At 42.1% G+C, this 19,791-nt stretch carries 14 protein-coding genes; 6 read left to right on the forward strand and 8 right to left on the reverse strand.

The window, feature by feature from the left end; genetic code table 11:
• Nucleotides 1–87: 87 nt before the first annotated feature.
• Both CL667_15955 and CL667_15960 read right to left on the reverse strand, forming a co-directional pair.
• Entirely contained in the window at nt 88–1,116 is a 1,029-nt protein-coding gene (locus tag CL667_15955) for a hypothetical protein (protein ID MAL19193.1), read from the reverse strand.
• Nucleotides 1,113–1,928, reverse strand: a complete 816-nt coding sequence (locus tag CL667_15960) for a UDP-2,3-diacylglucosamine hydrolase (GenBank protein ID MAL19194.1) — start codon at nt 1,926–1,928, stop codon at nt 1,113–1,115. Before CL667_15960 ends, CL667_15955 begins: the two co-directional genes overlap by 4 nt.
• Before the next feature lie 169 nt (nt 1,929–2,097).
• On the opposite strand from CL667_15960, the gene CL667_15965 reads away from it, so the two are divergent.
• On the forward strand, nt 2,098–2,547 hold the full coding sequence (locus CL667_15965; protein ID MAL19195.1) for an osmotically inducible protein C: 450 nt from the start codon (nt 2,098–2,100) through the stop codon (nt 2,545–2,547).
• A 219-nt stretch (nt 2,548–2,766) separates the two neighbouring features.
• Here CL667_15965 and CL667_15970 read toward each other — a convergent pair whose 3' ends face one another.
• Together CL667_15970 and CL667_15975 are read right to left on the reverse strand one after the other, a co-directional pair.
• A complete protein-coding gene (locus CL667_15970; GenBank protein MAL19196.1) occupies nt 2,767–3,330 on the reverse strand; it encodes a hypothetical protein in 564 nt (187 codons plus the stop codon).
• Between the two features lie 431 nt (nt 3,331–3,761).
• Nucleotides 3,762–6,659, reverse strand: coding sequence for a glycine dehydrogenase (aminomethyl-transferring) (locus tag CL667_15975; protein ID MAL19197.1), 2,898 nt, complete (start codon nt 6,657–6,659; stop codon nt 3,762–3,764).
• 219 nt (nt 6,660–6,878) lie between these two features.
• On the opposite strand from CL667_15975, the gene CL667_15980 reads away from it, so the two are divergent.
• Both CL667_15980 and CL667_15985 read left to right on the forward strand, forming a co-directional pair.
• Complete coding sequence (locus tag CL667_15980) at nt 6,879–8,867, forward strand: hypothetical protein (GenBank protein ID MAL19198.1); 1,989 nt, start codon at nt 6,879–6,881, stop codon at nt 8,865–8,867.
• Between the two features lie 26 nt (nt 8,868–8,893).
• Nucleotides 8,894–10,030: a hypothetical protein gene (locus tag CL667_15985; protein ID MAL19199.1), complete on the forward strand. Its 1,137-nt coding sequence runs from the start codon at nt 8,894–8,896 to the stop codon at nt 10,028–10,030.
• 48 nt (nt 10,031–10,078) lie between these two features.
• Here CL667_15985 and CL667_15990 read toward each other — a convergent pair whose 3' ends face one another.
• Nucleotides 10,079–10,798, reverse strand: a complete 720-nt coding sequence (locus CL667_15990) for a hypothetical protein (GenBank protein MAL19200.1) — start codon at nt 10,796–10,798, stop codon at nt 10,079–10,081.
• Nucleotides 10,799–10,933: 135 nt separating this feature from the next.
• On the opposite strand from CL667_15990, the gene CL667_15995 reads away from it, so the two are divergent.
• The 3 genes from CL667_15995 to CL667_16005 all read left to right on the forward strand — a co-directional run bounded on the left by CL667_15995 (nt 10,934) and on the right by CL667_16005 (nt 15,446).
• Entirely contained in the window at nt 10,934–11,764 is an 831-nt protein-coding gene (locus CL667_15995) for a ZIP family metal transporter (GenBank protein MAL19201.1), read from the forward strand.
• Between the two features lie 157 nt (nt 11,765–11,921).
• Nucleotides 11,922–13,598 carry an energy-dependent translational throttle protein EttA gene (locus CL667_16000; protein ID MAL19202.1) on the forward strand — a complete coding sequence of 559 codons (1,677 nt, stop codon included), beginning with the start codon at nt 11,922–11,924 and terminating at the stop codon, nt 13,596–13,598.
• 96 nt (nt 13,599–13,694) lie between these two features.
• Entirely contained in the window at nt 13,695–15,446 is a 1,752-nt protein-coding gene (locus tag CL667_16005; protein MAL19203.1) for a hypothetical protein, read from the forward strand.
• Between the two features lie 14 nt (nt 15,447–15,460).
• Here the strand turns inward: CL667_16005 and CL667_16010 are convergent, their stop codons facing one another.
• The 3 genes from CL667_16010 to CL667_16020 all read right to left on the reverse strand — a co-directional run bounded on the left by CL667_16010 (nt 15,461) and on the right by CL667_16020 (nt 19,712).
• Nucleotides 15,461–17,620 carry a hypothetical protein gene (locus CL667_16010; GenBank protein MAL19204.1) on the reverse strand — a complete coding sequence of 720 codons (2,160 nt, stop codon included), beginning with the start codon at nt 17,618–17,620 and terminating at the stop codon, nt 15,461–15,463.
• A gap of 78 nt (nt 17,621–17,698) precedes the next feature.
• Entirely contained in the window at nt 17,699–19,213 is a 1,515-nt protein-coding gene (locus tag CL667_16015) for a hypothetical protein (protein ID MAL19205.1), read from the reverse strand.
• A complete protein-coding gene (locus CL667_16020) occupies nt 19,203–19,712 on the reverse strand; it encodes a hypothetical protein (protein ID MAL19206.1) in 510 nt (169 codons plus the stop codon). The genes CL667_16015 and CL667_16020 overlap by 11 nt, the downstream gene beginning before the upstream one ends.
• Between the last annotated feature and the right edge of the window lie 79 nt (nt 19,713–19,791).

Below are 19,791 nucleotides of genomic sequence, written 5' to 3' on the forward strand. Positions count from 1 at the left end.
GAATTTAAATGAGTTGACGGTGCACCATCAGTATAATTCTACAACTTTAGATTTACAACATATATAATTTCAACAACTTGAAGATAGCTAAGCAGCTACTACCTGCTCTACAAGTGGGGAAGTAGTCTCTCTTAAACCAGCCCTTAATATTTTTTGAACTAACTCTTCTTCATCAGAAATTTCAGCTAAACTCAACACCTCTCCATTATCAATCCAATCGGATGCTTTTTGGGTGAAGTTTTCATCCATTCCATAAATCACTTTCCCGCCTAGTTCCTTCAAAGCAGCTGCATTACATAACTGCTCGTATTGGTTTTTGATGGGAATGGTGAGAAGCTTCTTACCTAAAAACATCGCCTCTGATGTTGTTTCAAATCCCGTTGCAGAAACAATGCCCAAACAGCCTTCAATACTATTCAAAAAAGTCTCTTTGCCCACAGGGTGAATGTTCACATTCCCTTTCGTGTAGGCGAGTTCACAACTTGGAGAAAATATATCCCAGATCACCGATTTTATCTGACTAAAAATTGAACAGAGTACCTCATGATCAAATGCGGGCAAATACACCGTTACATGCTCTCCAAGCGTCGGCTTCAAATCACGAATTTGTTTCCGGATAATGGGCGGTTCTATGAAATCATCATACCGCAAATAGTGAGAACCTACCGCAGCTGTACAGGGCGCAAAGTGCTTCATCACCTGCTCAGCTACCAATGATTTCTTTTCGGGCCGGGGACATTTATCAGATAAAAATGAAGCCTGATGACTTATGGCTACACAAGGAATTCCGGCCCCGTTTGCGGCCCAGGCTGTAACGGGCTCAAAGTCATTCACTACAAAATCATACTCTTCAATGGGGACTGCCTGCAAATCCTGAAGAAACTTAATCGGGTGTATATTCAACGCCGTTTCCAGCATATCGATACTGCCGTTGTTATCGTAGGTCAGGCTGAGTCCGCGGGCCTTATACTTAATCTCTCCGTCAATATTCATTTTGTAATTGTATCCACTCACCAACACATCAACTTCGGCATGTTCTCTTAGTTTGGGCAACACTACCCGTGCGCGGCTAATATGTCCGTGTCCGGTTCCCTGAATGCCGTACAGTATTTTCATCCGATCATTAGTTTTTTATCGAAAGTGTGTGTTTTCATGAGTTGATTTATGCGTGGATTTTCCTGCAATACCGCATCTTCAGAATAGCGATACAGACTCCATTCAAAACCATCGTATTCCAGGCAGGTGAGGTTTTCGACCCAATCTCCGGAATTGAGGTAAATGACCGAGCCCTGCTCATTTTCGTACCCTCGTATTTTGGGTTGATGGATGTGTCCACACACCACATAATCATAACCTTCTTCGATGGCCAGCTCCATCGCGGTCACCTCAAAATCATCAATAAAATTGACGGCTGTTTTTACGCCATCTTTGATCTTTTTGGAAAGAGAAAACTTTCCGTATCCCATCTTTTCAGAAAACCAGTTCATCCAGCGGTTAATCAAAATCAGGATTTCATATCCCTGACCGCCCAGCTTAGCAATCCACTTACTGTGCTTCATGGTGATGTCAAAGATATCGCCATGGAAAAACCAGACTTTCTCGCCATTCATCTCAAGTACCAGCTTGTCCCGAATGAATAAAGGACCCAATTGCAGGCTGGAAACTTTTCGTAAGGTTTCGTCGTGGTTGCCCGTCAGATAATAGATATCGACGCCATTGGTCATCATCGTGATGAGCGTTCTGATGACATGCATGTGGGCTTCAGGCCAGTAGTATTTGCGGAAGTTCCACATGTCCACAAAGTCGCCGTTTAGAATGACTCTCTTGGGATCAATGGAATTTAGATATTGAATTAACTCAACAGCATGGCAACCAATGGTTCCGAGATGGACATCAGATATAACAACCGTATCGAGTGATCTTTTCATAGTCTGGAGATGATGATTGATTAAAAAGATCGGCTATGTATGTTACCTTGAGTTATCCCAACTGTTATGAATAGATTAGATGATTGTTATGGAATTATGAATGTTAAATTTTAAATGCTAAATGTTAAGTTCATTTAAAATTTAACATTCATCATTTAACATTTCTGATATGAAAGAAGAGAACGCCCAAAAAATCGTCCATATCCATCTGCCTAAAGATGAAAAGTTTAAAACAACACTTACGGCCGGGAAGCATGAGCTGATTGCGGATGAGCCTGAACATGTTGAAGGCGGCACCGATTTGGGACCCGATCCCTATGATTATTTATTAATGGGATTGGGCTCCTGCACCGTTATGACTTTGAAGATGTACGCCGATCGTAAAAAATGGCCTCTGGAAGATGTGTATCTGGAATTACGCCATAATAAACGCCACGACGAGGATTGTGAAAACTGTGAAGACCCAAAAAGTAAGATTGACACAATCGAGAAGGAGCTGATTATAAAAGGTGATCTATCTCAGGAACAATTAGATAAGCTGCTGGAAATTTCCAAAAAATGTCCGGTTCACAGAACCCTGGAAAGTGATATTAAAATAATGAGCTCACTGAGTAACTGACCCTACTTGAGTGGCATTAAGTATTTTTATAACCGCTCCGACGCAGAGCATTCTGATCGAGGGTGTAAAGAGTGAACTATTGCAATAAAGATCTAAGTCATTCCTGCGAAGGCAGGAATCTGATTGTTTGTATGAAATGAACAACTAAACCCCCACCTACCCACTAGATTTCGGGCATTCGCCGCCAAATGACTGACCTCAAGTTTGGGATTATATTCTTTAATCTTCCCAGCCCCATGGTGCTTCCGGAAGCTCGGTTTCATCATCAAAATCAAAACGGATGCTAAAAAAGCGGTCGGTTCCAATTCGGCGAAGGTTATAAGTGAAATGTTGATCAGGCATTACTAAAATCCACCAAATATTACTGGCAGCGGCTGTGATTAATTCAGCTGTTTGTTGATCGGCGGGAAATGTTTGAAGTGTTTCTAACCCTACGTTTGCTGATGTCCCTCCATACATGGTGACCTCATCTTCGGTTCCATCTTCATGCCGGTGATCATGCTTTAACTGAATTCGGTTGCCTGTCTTTGTTAAGACCCACGTTCGGGAACGATCTTCGCCTACAAAAAACGGAATCCGTATTACATTCTCCTCACAAGAACGTACATGCATGACCAAGGTTTGAGTTCGGAAATCATCATCGGCCGGAGCTTCAAGAACTTCTCCGGTATAGGCTTTGCCACAGAGCTCGTTTAGATTCTGCCAAAAGATATCCGTGGCTGCATCTTGTGCAAAAGCCATGAACGGAAGAACTGAAAATACCACTATTACTAAAAATCGCATGTAATCCTCATTTTTGTTTTAAATGAGGATATCCTAAAAAAAGGTTAAATGCGATCAGGTATTTCATTTCTACAATGCATTTATCCCTTGTTGGCAGAACCAGATACCCGCCTTCGCGGGTATGACATTTCGGGAGTTCTATTTGCTCCGAATTAGAGAAAAAAACAAAATTTGCCAAGGGGTTTTCTCCCCTAAGTTTAGGGGAGAAACAAAGAGGGGTTGCGAATACGGCAAATAACAGAAAAAAGGAATCGAATTTCGCTTTCAACTTCTCCGCTCCGACGCAGAGCGTTCAGAGCGAGTTTTGTATATCACAAGTGAGCTTGTCGTTAACGTAAAGGGGTTACGAGTACCAGTAACCAGTTTTTAAGGATATTAAGTGCTAATCCAACCATTCGTCAGACGGGCTTGGAGCCGTCGGACGAAGTGCTTTATTCCACCGCCTCAATTCCTTCTTCATATGCATCCATAGGAATACAGGAACAAACTAAGTTTCGGTCTCCATAGGCGTCATCAACTCGAGATGCGGTTGGCCAGAATTTGTCGTATTTCAGTTCTTCAAGTGGGAAGGCTCCTTTTTCACGAGGGTAGCTTCGGGACCACTCTTCTGCCATTACTACTCGCTGGGTGTGAGGTGCGTGCTTTAAAACATTGTCCTCTTTATCAGCTTTTCCGTCTTCGACTTCCTGTATTTCTTTCCGGATGGAAATCATCGCTTCGCAGAATCGGTCTAACTCCTCAACCGATTCACTTTCGGTCGGCTCAATCATAAGCGTGCCCGGAACCGGGAAACTCATGGTAGGTGCGTGAAATCCATAATCCATTAATCGCTTCGCAACATCTACAGATTCAACACCAGCTGATTGCTTGAACGGACGAAGGTCAACGATAAACTCGTGTGCTGAACGTCCGGTTTTGCCGGTATAAAGTATCTCGTAGTGATCCTTTAATCGGTCTTTGAGGTAGTTTGCATTCAGGATCGCAGCCTTGGTAGCATCGGTAAGTCCTTCACTTCCCATCATGCGAATGTATGCGTATGAAATGGTGAGGATACTGGCACTGCCAAAAGGAGCCGCAGAAATAGTTGTTGTTGCCTGATCGCCACCTGTTTTAATAACAGAATGGGTAGGTAGAAATGGAGTCAGATGTTCAGCAACACCAATAGGTCCCATCCCCGGTCCGCCGCCGCCGTGTGGAATACAAAATGTTTTGTGCAGATTCAGGTGACATACATCAGCTCCAATTTCGCCCGGACTGGTAAGGCCAACCTGAGCATTCATGTTGGCGCCGTCCATATAAACTTGTCCGCCGTGTTTGTGAATAATTTCACAAAAGTCTTTCACTTTATGCTCAAACACACCGTGTGTAGAAGGATAAGTAATCATCAGAGCAGCTAAATTTTCGCTGTGTTTCTCTGCTTTAGCTTCAAGGTCTTCACTGGAAATATTTCCATGAGCATCAGTATCAACTACCACTACTTTCATTCCGGCCATAACTGCACTGGCGGGGTTGGTGCCGTGTGCAGATGATGGAATCAAAGCTACATTACGGTGATGATCACCATTATTTCGGTGATAATCGCGGATGGTCATCAAGCCGGCATATTCACCTTGAGCTCCGGAATTAGGCTGCAATGACATTCCTGCAAATCCAGTAATTTCACACAGCCAATCATTTAACTCATCAAAAAGCTGGGTGTATCCTTCCGCCTGTTCCCGTGGTGCAAAAGGATGAATTTGTCCAAACTCGGGCCAGGTAACCGGAATCATTTCGGCTGTGGCATTCAGCTTCATTGTACAAGAGCCGAGTGAAATCATAGAATGTACCAAAGACAGATCTTTGTTCTCCAAACGCTTCATATATCTCAGCATCTCATGCTCAGAGTGGTACAGATTGAAAACCGGGTGATCTAAATAGTCTGACTTACGAGCCAGATTTTCCGGATAATCAACTTTAGCATTTTTGGATTCAACCTGAACATCGAAACTGTTTTCTGTACCTAAAGCTTCGGCAAAGATGTTCAATACCAACTCAACATCTTCCAGGTTTTTAGCTTCATCAAAAGAAAGTCCAACGGTATTTTCGTCCGTATATCTGAAATTCACTTCATGCTTTTCAGCAGCAGCTTTTACTTTTTCCGTATCAGCCTTCACGGTGATAGTGTCGAAGAAGTTTTCAGTTTGAACTTCCACTCCCATCTTCTCTAAACCGGCTTTCGTTAATTTTGTCAAGCCATGTACTTTGGAGGCAATTTTTTTCAAACCTTCCGGGCCATGATACACAGCATACATTCCTGCCATCACACCCAGTAAAACCTGAGCCGTACAAATATTCGATGTCGCTTTTTCACGGCGGATATGCTGCTCTCTGGTTTGAAGAGCCATTCGGTATGCTGGCTTGCCCTCGGCATCTTGAGTCACACCAATAATGCGGCCGGGTATTTTTCGCTGAAATTGTTCTTGAGTAGCAAAAAATGCAGCATGCGGTCCGCCATATCCCATCGGGACTCCAAATCGCTGAGACGAACCCACAACAACATCTGCTCCCATTTCGCCCGGAGCTTTCAGTAATGTGAGGCTGAGCAAATCAGCTGCAACTACGGCAAACACATCGTTCTCATGAGCAGCTTCAATAATGCTTGTATAATCTTCAACAGTTCCATCAGTTGCCGGGTACTGCAGTACAATTCCAAATAACTTCGGATCGGTCACATCCAACTCGTGATGATTACCCACCTGAACTTCAATCCCAACTGGTTCAGCGCGTGTTTCAATCACTTCAATAGTTTGAGGATGGCATAATTCCGACACAAAAAAGACATCGGCTTCCTTTCTCTTTTTACCTTTTCGCTGGCCGTAGAGCATGCTCATTGCTTCGGCTGCAGCCGTCCCCTCATCCAGTAGAGAAGCGTTTGCCAGCTCCATTCCGGTCAGGTCACTAACTGTTGTCTGGAAATTAATCAACGCCTCCAATCTGCCCTGTGCAATTTCAGCCTGATAAGGAGTATAGGCGGTGTACCAACCCGGATTTTCAAGAATATTCCGCTTGATTACATTCGGCACGAGCGTGTCGTAGTAGCCCGTCCCGATAAATGATTTATACATCTTGTTCTTACTTGCCAGCTTCTTGAACTCGGCAAGAAAATCATTTTCACTTAAAGCTTTGGGCAGGTCAAGTGCTTTTGGGAGGCGAATTCCTTCTGGAATAGTCTCATCAATAAGCTTGTCAACAGAATCCGCTTTGATGACCTCAAGCATTTTTTGAGTTGATTCCTTTGTTGGTCCATTATGGCGGTGGGCAAAAACTTCTTTCTCGAAATTAATATTCATCTAAATAAAAAAAATGAGTTGGATTTGGATTGATTGCAACAACAAATGACAAAGATAAAATTCCGATATCACTTGATTAAATAGCCTTCTGTAAAATAAGGAAAAATGAACTTAAAAAGGCATTCATGGATACTTTGATTTATTCCCTTTCTCAGTTTTTTTTGATTTATTATAGGTCTAGCAAAAAACCACCTATCCATTAACAAACTTTACCTGATCATGGGAAATGCATTAAAAATTTTAGCCACAATCCTGCTTCTTGGCGCAACTAACGTAATGGCGCAGGATGCCAGCACATTAAATATTGTAATCGAGCCTGACCCCGTTGAAGTGAAAGTTGGAGAAGAGCTTCAACTTAAAGCTACTTTGATGACTCAAGAAGGAGAAGCACTTCCTGACACTATTTTGTTTTATTCACGCAATGGCGGTGACCTCGAAGTTAGCCGGGATGGATATGTGAAAGCGAACAAGCCGGGAAGCTACACGGTAATAGCTCTTCGCTCAGGTCCTCGTGAAGAAAGAGTGCGTAAAGACTTTGAGGTGATGGTACCCTACCCTCCAATTGCGAAGGTAGAGTTCATCAATGTTCCTTCAAACATCTACTCAAAAACTACTACCGACCTCCATCTTAATGTAATTGATGCCATGGATCTGGTACGTGAAAATCCTGATTTAACAATTACCAGCGACAATCAGTCGGTTGCTATGGTAAGTCATGGCAAGCTCATAGCACAGAAAGCGGGTAAAGCAAAAATAACTGCTACAGCAGAAGGCAAATCAGCTACTTTAAATATCACCGTAAAAAACAACCCTACTGCTTCTATCACTATTGGTAACGAGGAAACAGAAGTTAGAACCGGTGATGTCATCAACTTCAACGCAAAAGCATTAGGAAGTAATGGGAATGAAGTAAATGTCCCGATTACCTACTCATACACTGCTCAGCCTGATGATGATTTAGGTCAAGGCGCAGAAGGACAGGTTTCCCAAAACGGAAAATTTGTTGCTAACAAACCGGGACTTTTTACACTTACAGCCCGATCAGGTAATGTTTTTGAAGAGCAGATTATAAGAGTTCGCGATCGTGATGTAGCTCAGGATGTTGAGCTTGTTGGGCATGGCGAAGTTTTAGATGTTCACACCTCTGACCTTTGGGTTTGGGAAGGTGTTGACGGACGCGATTATGCGATCACAGGAACATGGGGTGCTAGTGGCGATACCTATTTCTGGGACGTTACTGATCCTTCAAACATGATCCCTATTGATACCGTCAGAGTTGATGCACGTACCGTGAATGACGTGAAGATCTCTGAAGACGGCACCATTGGCATTATCACTCGTGAAGGGGCTTCAAACCGTAAAAACGGAATGGTTGTGCTGGACGTGAGTAACCCGCGTGAAGTTAAAATTCTTTCCGAATACAACGAGGGCTTAACCGGTGGTGTGCACAACGCCTTTATTTATGATAATCATGTGTATGCTGTGAACAACGGTCGACGATATGATATCATCAATATTGAGGATCCTGAAAATCCGGAAACAGTTGGCAGATTTGAACTCGATACCCCTGGACATTCGATCCATGACGTGTGGATTGAAGACGGAATCGCTTATTCCTCTAACTGGAGTGACGGCGTTGTTGCTGTAGATATTGGCCAGCAAGAAGGTGAAATGGGCGCAGCAGGTGGTTCTCCTGAGAATCCTGTAAAACTTGGAAGTTATGCTTACCCAAGTGGACGTAATCATGCGGCATTCCCTTTCAAGAGCGAGTCGACCGGAGACTTTTATGTTATTGCTGGTGATGAGTCGTTCCCGAACGGCCTGCCTACGCGTAATAACCCTGTTGCTGCTGCAGGCTGGATTCATTTCATCAAGTTTGATTCATGGGATCAGCCTAAAGAAGTAGCTCGCTACCAAGTTCCTGAAGCCGGAACGCATAACTTTTGGGTAGTTGGAGATCTTCTGTTTGTAGCCTATTACAATGCCGGCCTTCGCATCGTGGATATTTCTGGTGAACTGATGGGAAACCTGTATGATCAGGGACGTGAAATCGCAAAATTCGAACCAACCCACGCGGATGCTATTGTTCCTAATGCTCCGTTTACCTGGGGACCACAGCCTTACAAAGGCCATATTTTTATCTCTGACTGGAACTCCGGTTTATGGGCTATAAAGCTCGTGGACAGACCACAGCAGGGAACCAACTAAGAAGGATAATTCTAGACTATATCATGATGTTTAAGAGAGCTTTTATTGCATTGATGTTTGGGGGATTTCTGTTAGCAGGAACCTCCAACAGCTTTGCTCAAGATTACTATATATATGTTGCTGCAGAATCAGATGATCAGGTGCATTTGGTTCATTTTGATGCTGAGTCTCAAAAAGGTGAAATAGCTGAGACCATCGAAGTGGGCACCTGGCCTCAGGAAAATGAAGGACCGCACGGCCTTACAGTTTCACCGGATGGTGACCACTGGTTTGTAAGTATCGCTCACGGAATGCCGTACGGTAAGCTTTGGAAATTCGAAACCGGAACCAACGAATTTGTTGGCGAGGTTGAGTTAGGACTCTTTCCAGCAAGTATGGAAATATCCTCAGCTACAGGACTCCTTTATGTAGTGAACTTCAACCTGCACGGTGATATGGAGCCAAGCACTGTTTCTGTCATCGAACCCGAAACCATGATTCGCCTCGATGATATTGAAACCGGAATTATGCCTCACGGCTCCCGAATTAATAGCTCCGGAACCCGTCAGTATCATGTTTCTATGATGACCGACGAACTCATGGAAATTGATACTGAGACTCTGGAAGTAATACGCCGGCTAAAGCTTTCTGAAAATGGCATGAACCAACAGATGTCTGCGAGTTCTGATCATTCAAATATGGATCATTCCTCTATGAACCATGGCGAGATGAAGATGCATAAACCTGTCGAAAAGCCAACATGGGCTGACCCTCACCCAACCAATTCCATGGTTTATGTGGCAGCTAATGGTTCTGATGAAGTCCTGGAAATCAATACCGATAAATGGGAAATAACCAACCGCTGGGATACGGGAAAAGCTCCTTACAACCTTGAAGTAAGTCATGACGGCGAGATGCTCGTTGTTACTTATAAAGGCGAGGGTGCTACAGGAATTTGGGATTTAAAATCAGGAAAGGAACTTGCTAAGATTCAGAATAGCCGAAAAGTAAGTCACGGTGTTGCCATATCTGCAGATAACAAATATGCTTTTATTTCTGTGGAAGGAATCGGCGGAGAGCCCGGCTCGGTTGACATCATCAACCTGGAAACTTTGAAAAGAGTAGATGTTGTGGAAACCGGTAAACAAGCCGGCGGAATTATCTTCTGGAAACAGCAGATGTAACAGAACTGACTCTTATTCTAATTACAAAAGCCGGTTTTCCGGCTTTTTTTATTTAAGAGATATAGAATGGCTTACGCTGTTGCCCTTTTGGGCTTCTTTACTAATCACTTCTTTTTCGAGAACTTTAACCGTGTATCCCAGCCGATCTGCAATACCGATTAACACCGGCTCCAAATTTCCTTTTTCGGTATTAAACTTTACAAGAGCTTCCTTTGTCCTAAGGTCAATTTTCTTGATAGCTCTTCCTAACATATCAGCGCACTTCAAAATTTCAGAACCTGAGTAAACATCTTTTTCACTGACAGGCGGAGGTGAGTATCTTTTCTTGAAGTTACTTAGTGACTTTATCTCTCCTGACTTTGCATCCGGCTGCAGCCATTCAATATGATGCTCAACATTCTTTAGATAGTAGGCCAGATATCTTGGTTTTTCACTTTTAAGGTAAAAGTGAAATTCTGATAGCCAGACTTCTTTCACATCATCCATCTGTATATCAAACCAAACGCCTCCCTGCTCCATGTCCCAAAATAAAGTATCGTCCGAAGCCTTCCTTTTATTCAGTACTAATTTGAAGTTATTTGAAAAAACATCCGTTAAATCTTTAAGATCGGTTTCTGGGGTAATCGTTAACAGTGGATGGTCTTCTCTCGCATCTACAAAATCAGGAGCATCATTCTCAACTTCACACTCTATGCTATCTACCCGTAAAAGAATTCGAATTAACCCTTCCTTAATAGGCTCCTTAAAAGCTGCGATATTATTATTCATTGGGTGCTTTATTCAATTATTAGAATGTAGGAAAATTATACCTCCAGTAAGTTGAAAATAATTTAATATAAATATTAGCCTCAACTAAATTTTTATTAAGTCATTGCAAAATCATATATTCCAAATAAAAACAAAATGGATTTTATCCCAAATTGGTTCTTCGAACTTAATCCCATTATACAAGCACTTTGTGGCGGGCTTTTTACTTGGGCAGTAACTTCGCTTGGCGCCGCTATTGTATTCTTTACCAAAGAAATTAATTACAAGCTTCTGGATTTCATGATGGGCTTTGCCGGCGGTGTCATGATTGCGGCCAGTGTTTGGTCCCTTATCATTCCGGGAATTGAACTCGCAGAGGCTCAGGATATGATCGGCTGGATTCCAGCTGCAGTAGGATTCCTTATCGGAGGTTTGTTCTTGAGAATTTGTGATGCCTACGTTCCTCACCTTCATATTGGGCTTCCTCGTGATGAAGCTGAAGGGCCTGACACAAAATGGAAGCGGGCAACACTGCTTGTCTTGGCCATCACCATACACAACATCCCTGAGGGTTTAGCTATTGGCGTACTCTTTGGCGCTGCGAGTCTTGGACTAGACATGGTAGGCGGTGCTACTGTTGCCGGAGCTATAACCTTGGCAATTGGAATCGGAATCCAGAATTTCCCAGAAGGTATTGCAATTTCAATGCCCCTTAGAAGAGACGGACTTAGCAGATTTAAAAGTTTCAACTATGGACAATTCTCTGGAATTGTGGAGCCTATCTCAGCAGTAATTGGTGCTGCGGCAGTTATATTTATTACACCTATTCTACCTTATGCTCTTGCTTTTGCTGCCGGTGCCATGATTTACGTGGTTGTTGAGGAGTTGATCCCAGAAAGTCAGCATCATGGAAATGCGGACCTTGCTACAATGGGACTAATGATCGGTTTTGTTGTGATGATGGTTTTAGATGTTTCACTTGGCTAACCCATCTTCCTCTTTTAGTTTTAAAGGCATTGACTCAGCGTCAATGCCTTTTTTATTCCCATGTTATAAATATTGAGCTGAATTTATTTTGTGATGTGTTCCAAAATCCGGCGTCATTTTTGTACCTTAGAAGTCTTATCAATTTTAATAAATTCATATTTCCTTGAGCGATAACAAGATAATTTTCTCGATGGTTGGGGTCAGTAAAACCTACAAGCCAAACAAAACAGTACTTAAAGACATCTACCTTTCTTTTTTCTATGGTGCAAAGATTGGAGTACTTGGACTAAACGGCGCAGGGAAAAGTACCCTGCTTAAAATCATTGCTGGGGAAGACCAAAACTATCAGGGAGATATCAGCTTTCAGAAAGGAATTACCTTTGGGTACCTTTCCCAAGAACCTAAACTTGATCCTTCCAAAACAGTAAAAGAGATTGTGGAAGAAGGCGTTCAGGAAACGATGGATCTTCTTAAAGAGTACGAAGATATCAACGCGGCATTTAGCGACCCCGATGCTGACTTTGAAAAGCTTATCGAAAAACAGTCTAAACTTCAGGAAAAAATTGACCAAATAGATGCCTGGGATATTGACAGTAAACTTGAACAAGCTATGGATGCTTTGCGCTGCCCTCCCGGTGATACTTCTGTTGAGGTACTTTCAGGTGGAGAAGCACGGCGTGTAGCTCTTTGCAGACTTCTACTCAAAAAACCTGACGTGTTACTGCTGGATGAGCCCACAAACCATTTAGACGCCGAATCGGTGGGCTGGTTAGAACAACACCTTGCCCGCTATGAAGGAACCGTCATTGCCGTTACTCACGATCGTTACTTCCTTGACAATGTAGCCGGATGGATTTTAGAACTTGATCGTGGAGAAGGTATTCCATTTGAAGGAAATTATAGTTCTTGGTTGGATCAAAAGTCGAAACGACTCGAGCAAGAAGAAAAAGAAGAATCTAAGAGACAAAAAACACTGAAGCAGGAGCTCGAGTGGATTCAACAAAATCCAAAAGGCCGACGTGCTAAAAGCAAAGCTCGTATCAATAAGTACGAAGAGATGCTTTCTGATGAACATGAAAAGCGGCGTGATGATATGGAGATATTCATTCCTGCCGGACCTCGCCTTGGAGATAAGGTGATTGTCTCAAAAAATGTAACTAAAGGATTTGAAGACCGGCTTCTCATTGAAGACATGGATTTCCAACTCCCTCCCGGCGGTATTGTTGGGGTGATTGGACCAAACGGCGCCGGTAAAACTACTCTCTTCAAAATGATTACCGGACAGGAAGAACCCGACAGCGGTGAACTCATAACCGGAGATACCGTTGAGCTTGGATATATCAATCAAAAACGTCCACTTGACCCTTCAAAAACTATCTGGGAAGAAATTTCTGGTGGACAGGATGTCATTATGCTGGGCAACCGGGAAGTTAATTCCAGAGCTTATGTAGCCCGTTTTAATTTTAGCGGAAGCGATCAGCAGAAAAAAGTAACCGAATTATCAGGGGGAGAACGCAACAGAGTCCACCTTGCTAAAATGCTGAAGGAAGGCGCCAATGTACTTCTATTGGATGAGCCTACTAACGATCTGGATGTAAATACACTTCGAGCGCTTGAGGAAGCTATCTTAAATTTTGCCGGTTGCGTAGTCGTTATTTCTCACGACAGGTGGTTCCTCGATAGAGTTGCAACGCATATTCTGGCTTTTGAAGGAAACAGTCAGGTTTATTGGTTTGAAGGAAATTATCAAGAGTATGAGGAAAACCGAAAAGAGCGACTTGGGATAACAGAAGATCAGCCTCACCGCATCAAATACAAAAAGTTAATGCGCTAATTTTCTTAAAAAGACTCTTAAAGAATTATAAATTGCGGCCGATAAGAGATTAATATACTCTCACTTAAGAAGAGGCTATTCAACTAAAAAACCGGTATGATGCACAACGAACCGAAAAAAGAGCGGCTTGATGTAAATCAGAAAATGGTCGCTTTATGTGTTTTTGCGGCCATTTGTGCTTTGTCACTAATCCTCATTGTAAACCTCTCCATTAATACGCTATCCGGTATTCGGGCGTACGTGGCCGGTGAGGGCTATTGGGCAAAGGCTCAAAAAGAGTCTATCATTCACCTTTCCAACTATATCCTTACGGAAGATGAAGAAGAGTTTGACAGTTTTAAAAATGTACTGAGAGTTAACCTCGGAGATAAAGTGGCTCGTCAGGAGCTGCTTAAAGATGAATTTGATTACGAGGTTACTTATCAGGGATTTTTAGAGGGCAAAAATCATCCCGATGATATTCCCCAGATGATTGATGTTTTCCGGCGCCTACAGTGGACCCCGCAAGTTCAAACTTCTATTGACGCCTGGACTAAAGCCGATTTAAAGCTTGAGCAGCTAGTCCAATTCGCTGATTCAATACGTCTCGAAATTCAAAGCAGAGATGTCCCCCTCATACAAAAAGCAGCCTGGGTGACGGAACTTGAAGAATATGATTATGAGCTAACCAGCCTTGAAGTTGCTTTCTCTAATTCTATGGGAAATATGGCTCGGTTGGTGAACACAATTTTACGGTGGAGCGTAATTTTTCTTGGACTCTTGCTCCTGAGTATTGGTATTTGGCTGACGTATCGCTTTTTAAATAGCACAAAAAAGTGGATGCAAACACTGAAAGAGAGTGAAGAGAAGTTCAAAAATGTGCTTTCAAACTCTCGAGACATACTCTATAAAATGAACCTTGAGACTAAAGAGTATGAATACTTTAGCCCTGCTTTAGAAAATATGCTAGGCTACAAGGAGAAAGATTTTTTAAAGGGTGGTCTTGAATTTACGCTGTCCAGAGTACACCCCGACGACAAGAAAGAAATGGATGATGTTGTTGACTCATATGATGAAATCAACAGCTCAAACTTTCTTCCAACGGTAGAATTTCGGCTTAAAGATATTGAAGGAAATTGGGTTTGGGTAAGTAACGTGCGGACTTTGGTGAAAGATGAAGAAGGTAATCCTGAGGCTATAGTCGGAACAGTTCGGGATATTTCAAACCGTAAAAAACAAGATCAGAAGCTAGAGAAATCCCTCGCAGAGAAAGAAGTTCTATTGCAGGAAATTCATCACCGGGTGAAAAACAACCTGGCAATCATTTCAAGTTTATTGGAGCTTCAAAAAGAAAATATCAGCGAAGAAATGCAAGAATTGCTGACTTCAAGTCAGTCGCGTATTAAGTCTATTGCCAAAGTACATGAGAAGCTCTACGAATCCACAACCCTATCCGATATCCACTTGGATGTATATATAGAAGAGCTGGCCAATGAGATCAAAAAAGCTTACACCAGCAAAGAAAAAGACATTGAGCTTTCTTTGGACGTCTCGTCACTAAATGTGGACATAAACGACGCCATTCCAATTGGACTCATATTAAATGAGTTGATTAATAATGCGTTCAAGCATGCCTTTAACGGTTTTGACAAAGGTATTATCAAGATTTCTTTGCAAGAGAAAGGTGATGATATGGAATTGGTTGTTGCCAATAATGGCAATAAACTAGCTGATGATTTTAACCCTGAGGAAAGTGATTCTCTTGGCATGACGCTTATCAAGGTGTTGATACAAAAAATAAATGGTTCCCTTGAAATCACAAGTGACGAATGGACCAGCTTCAACATCACCTTCAACCTGGATAAATAGGCTATATAATCCGTTTATTTCGATGTCCCTAAGCTGTGAGAGCCTTTTAACTGCTCAACGAATTCTAATTCCAGCCGAAATTGATTATCGGTATTAAACTCATAATCAGCATCCAGTTGAGCCAATAAAGATTCAATAATCTGCATCCCTAAACCATTTTGGTTTTGCAGATTTCCGCGGTCATACCCTTTTCCGTTATCTTGGTAAACAACATGTATTTTTTCGGCTTCCCGGTGTATTGACAGAGTAATGCGGTTGATTTCCTGCTCAACATCCTCAAACGCATATTTAGCAGAGTTGGTCGCTAGTTCGTTAATTAACAGACCCAATGGAATGGCTTGATTAATGTTCAGTGATTCACTGTCAATCTTAAGCTTGTGATCGATAGATTGACCCCCAATTTGCATATTTTCTTTAATTCCCTTCAACAACTTGTCGTAATAAGTGTGCAAATTCACCTTGGTAAAATCATCCGACTGATACAGCAACTCATGCACCATCGCAATAGAATGAACACGATTCTGAGCTTCAGTAAGCCTGATTTTTTCAACCTCGTTCACGGAACGAAATACCTGAAGCTGAAGCAGACCTACCACAATGGCAAGGTTATTCTTTACCCGGTGATGAATTTCTTGAAGGAGCGTTTCTTTTTCGTGTAAAGAAGCCTGAATTTTTTTCCTGTTCTTATCGAGCTCGGTCATGTCTATAACAGTAATAAGCATTTCAGACACTTCTCCATCATCATCATCATATACAGCCCCAGCCGTAACATCGACAATCACCTTTTCCCCTTTTTTGTTGGTGCGAACAACCTGCTTGTTCATCTCGCCCTCCTCTTTGATCAGATTCGCCAATTCAAGGAATTCTTCTTCATCGCCCTCCTTTACATGGGGCAAGAATTTTCCAATAACTTCTTCCTTGGTCCATCCAAATAACTGCTCCGCCGCAGGGTTCCAAAAATCGAGCACTATCCCATTTATATCCAAAGAGTAAATGGCTACCGGGGAAGCATCAATAAGGGCTCGTAGACGCTTATTCGTTAGTTTAAGTGTTTCTTCAGCTTCGATAAGTTCATGAATATTAGTGGCTACACCTGTCCAACTTAACACTTCACCTTTATCATTTAAGTGCGGATAAGTGATTACTTGAAATGATTTATATACACCCGCTGCATTTTTTAACCGGTGAACTTTACTTATGCTTTTCTTTGCATTTTTAGCTTTGTCCCATTCTTCTTTCAGTGATTCTACTTCTTCCTCATGGAGGTAGTCACTCCATAGCCAGTCACTTAAATCTTCTGATGACTTCCCAAAGTAGGCAAGTCCCTTATGGTTCATATAATTAGGCGAGCCTTCCAGGTCTGAAGTCCAGATTATATGAGGTATACTTTCTAAAAGGAGCCGGTACTTTTCCTCTTTCTGTACCAATTCCTGCTCACTTCTAACCTGTTTAGTGATGTCTTTCATGGAGCCATAAATCCAAGCGTCCCCTTTATCCATCAATCTGAATATTACCTCCAGATACTTAATCTTGTCAGGGAGATGAAGCGAAACTTTGAGGCTTACGTCTTCTTCGGTTTCTAAACAGCGCTCAATTGCTTCTCCTAATCTCTCACGGTCTTTTTCACTGAAGAGTTTAGCCTGCTCTTCTACATGGGGTATTTCCTGGTCTTCTGGCACCTCAAAAATCTGATACATTCCCGCCGTCCAAATCAATTCCTCTGTTCTGTGGCGATACTCGAAGCTCCCTTTGAGGGTCATCAGCTCGGTATCTGTGAGTAAATTGCGAGTACGTTCCAGCTCATCTTGTACTTCAGATTTCTCAGTAAAATCCTGTGCAATAATCAGGAAATGAACATCACCTTCATGTTCAACTTTCTTTGCTTCTATATCAACGTTTAGCTTTCTGCCATCTTTGGTCGCCACTACCCAATGTTCTTTGGGAGGCGTGCCATACTTCAAGAAGTGCTGACTGGCTTTTACCGCCTTTCTTTGAGCAGGTGAGTCAAGGAGGATTGTTAATGATTCTCCCTCAATCTCATTTTCCTTGTACCCCAGTTTGTTGCAAAATGCAGCATTGGCAAATTTAATGCTAAGTGAACGGTCGGTTAGCACCGTAGCTACTAAATTACTTTGTAGCAAAGCTTTGCCAAATATGTATTCTGCTTTTTCCAATTGAAGAATTTTATCCGGTTTTGAATCAGTTATAACAATAGCTTAACTGATTCTTAGTGGTTTTACAAATAGAAGTAGCTACTCTAGGTTTTGATTAATAGACCATCTCTCAGCTTTTGGATTTTCTTCAGTTTTGGTTTCTGGATTACTTACTAACCACCTTAGAATATTGAAACTATCCTCATTATCGAGGTCACTGATTTCGAGCCCCAATCCTCCTGCACCAGAGGCAGCAACAGCCTTAAGGTTTTGAATATTTTTCATTTGTTGAAAAGGATTTTGTGAGCTTTCAATATTTTGCACTCTCTTCTTTTTTACGAGTGCCGTTGTTCTTGAAAGTACCCGATACCTCATCCTTAGAATTCGGTCTCCAAGCCCAACAGCAGCATCCCTATACTGTAGCCATCCCAGGTAGGTAGCAAGCGGTATAAGCAGCAAAGAAAGCCATCCATACTCGATGAAGTACCAAACAATGGGAACGAGTAGAATCAAGACATAATTGGGTCTTCGCAGGTAGCGAAAAAGGGTGCGTTTTGGAGGCTTTATTGAATACTCAGGCTCGTCATACTCTTCTAAAAATTCATTCAAAAAAGCACTTACATTTGATGCTGAAATGAATGGAACCAACACAATAGATCTTCCTTGCTGGGTTTGATCATAGCCAGCGCTTTCCACATTAATCATGCCATACCCAAAAGGCTGGCGAATCACGCCTTCTATAAACCGTACAGCCTGAATGCGATCGAAAGGAACCGTGATGTGTTTCCGCTCCAGCAATCCACTGGTTATAATTAATTCCTCGGATGTTTTTTCTAATCTAAAATCTGAGTACCTGAAAATCACCCCAAGAAAAGAAAGCGCCCATGAAATAATAAAGATGACTAATACAATACCAACAATAAGCGTTACGTCATTATAGCCGGGTAAAGCTTCATAAACATACTCTATGGTCTCCTCATTAATGAATTCATCCAGCTGGCCAGAAGCCGCACCAAGTATTGAAGCAATCAATCCAAAATTACCTGATGTAAAAGCCGCATAGACTAAATCTTTGGTAGACAATTTCCAGGTTGAAATTATTTCATCTTCATTTTCAGCATAAGCATCAGTTTCTGAATCTTCGATATCTTCATCTTGACCCGGTGAAGCACTACCATTTCTTTTATTACGAAGTTCGGTTCGCATTGCCTCTGCTTCATCTCTTGAAATGGCGCTGATGGTAGCAGTATCTGTCCCTCCTCCTGCCGTCTTCACCTCAAGCTGAACGAGGCCAAACATCCGCTGCAGAACCCCTTCCGTTATATCTATCACCTGTATCCTGTCTTTCGACATGTACATATTACTTTTAACAAGCACTCCTTTTTTAATCTGGAGCTCATCCCCTTCAACGCGGTATTTAAACATCCACCAACTGAATACGCCACTTATCAGGGTGATAGCAATACCTCCAAGTAAGAAGTACAGGAAGTAGCCTTCGGTATTGGATGTACCGATGAATAGAAGGATAACAATGGTTACAAAATTCTGTTTAATTGTCGTCAGCACCTTTGATATTGCCGCAACCGGATGCTGACGCTTAAATTCAGACATCATCTTTTACCCTTTGCACCAGTGTTGAAATTGTGGAACGCAGATCGTTAGCCGTCTCATCATCTAAAGCCGGTATTTCATGTGTGGTAGCTGCTGTAGATATAGTGACGGAGGAAAGCCCAAACTTCCGGTACACAGGCCCCTGCCGAGTATCAACGTGTTGGACGCGGTTTATTGGAACTAGAGTTCTTTTTTTTATGATGATTCCCCGAAGCATGTCTACTTCTTTTTCTGAAACATCATATTTCCAGCGTCTCCATCTAATTTTTGGAAGTATCAATCCAGTAAGCAGGTAACATATAACAGACAGTAAAGCTATGGGAGAAAATACAAGCCAATCAATACCGAAATACCACGGTCTTGAAGAATCAAGGTTATAATTAAAAGCTAAAGCCGTATAAATAATAAGGGGGGCAAACCAAAGGATTCCGTACAAAAGTGCATTAACTCTCCAGGCTTTAATTGCATTTCTGTGGATACGTGTAGCGGGCTCTGGATTCATACCGTGTTTTTAATAGTGCCTGATTTAGAAAAAAAGAGTATAAATAAGATAAGCGTTTAAAATCTGCATAAAATGAAAA

Source organism: Balneola sp., assembly GCA_002694685.1.
GTDB lineage: Bacteria > Bacteroidota > Rhodothermia > Balneolales > Balneolaceae > Gracilimonas.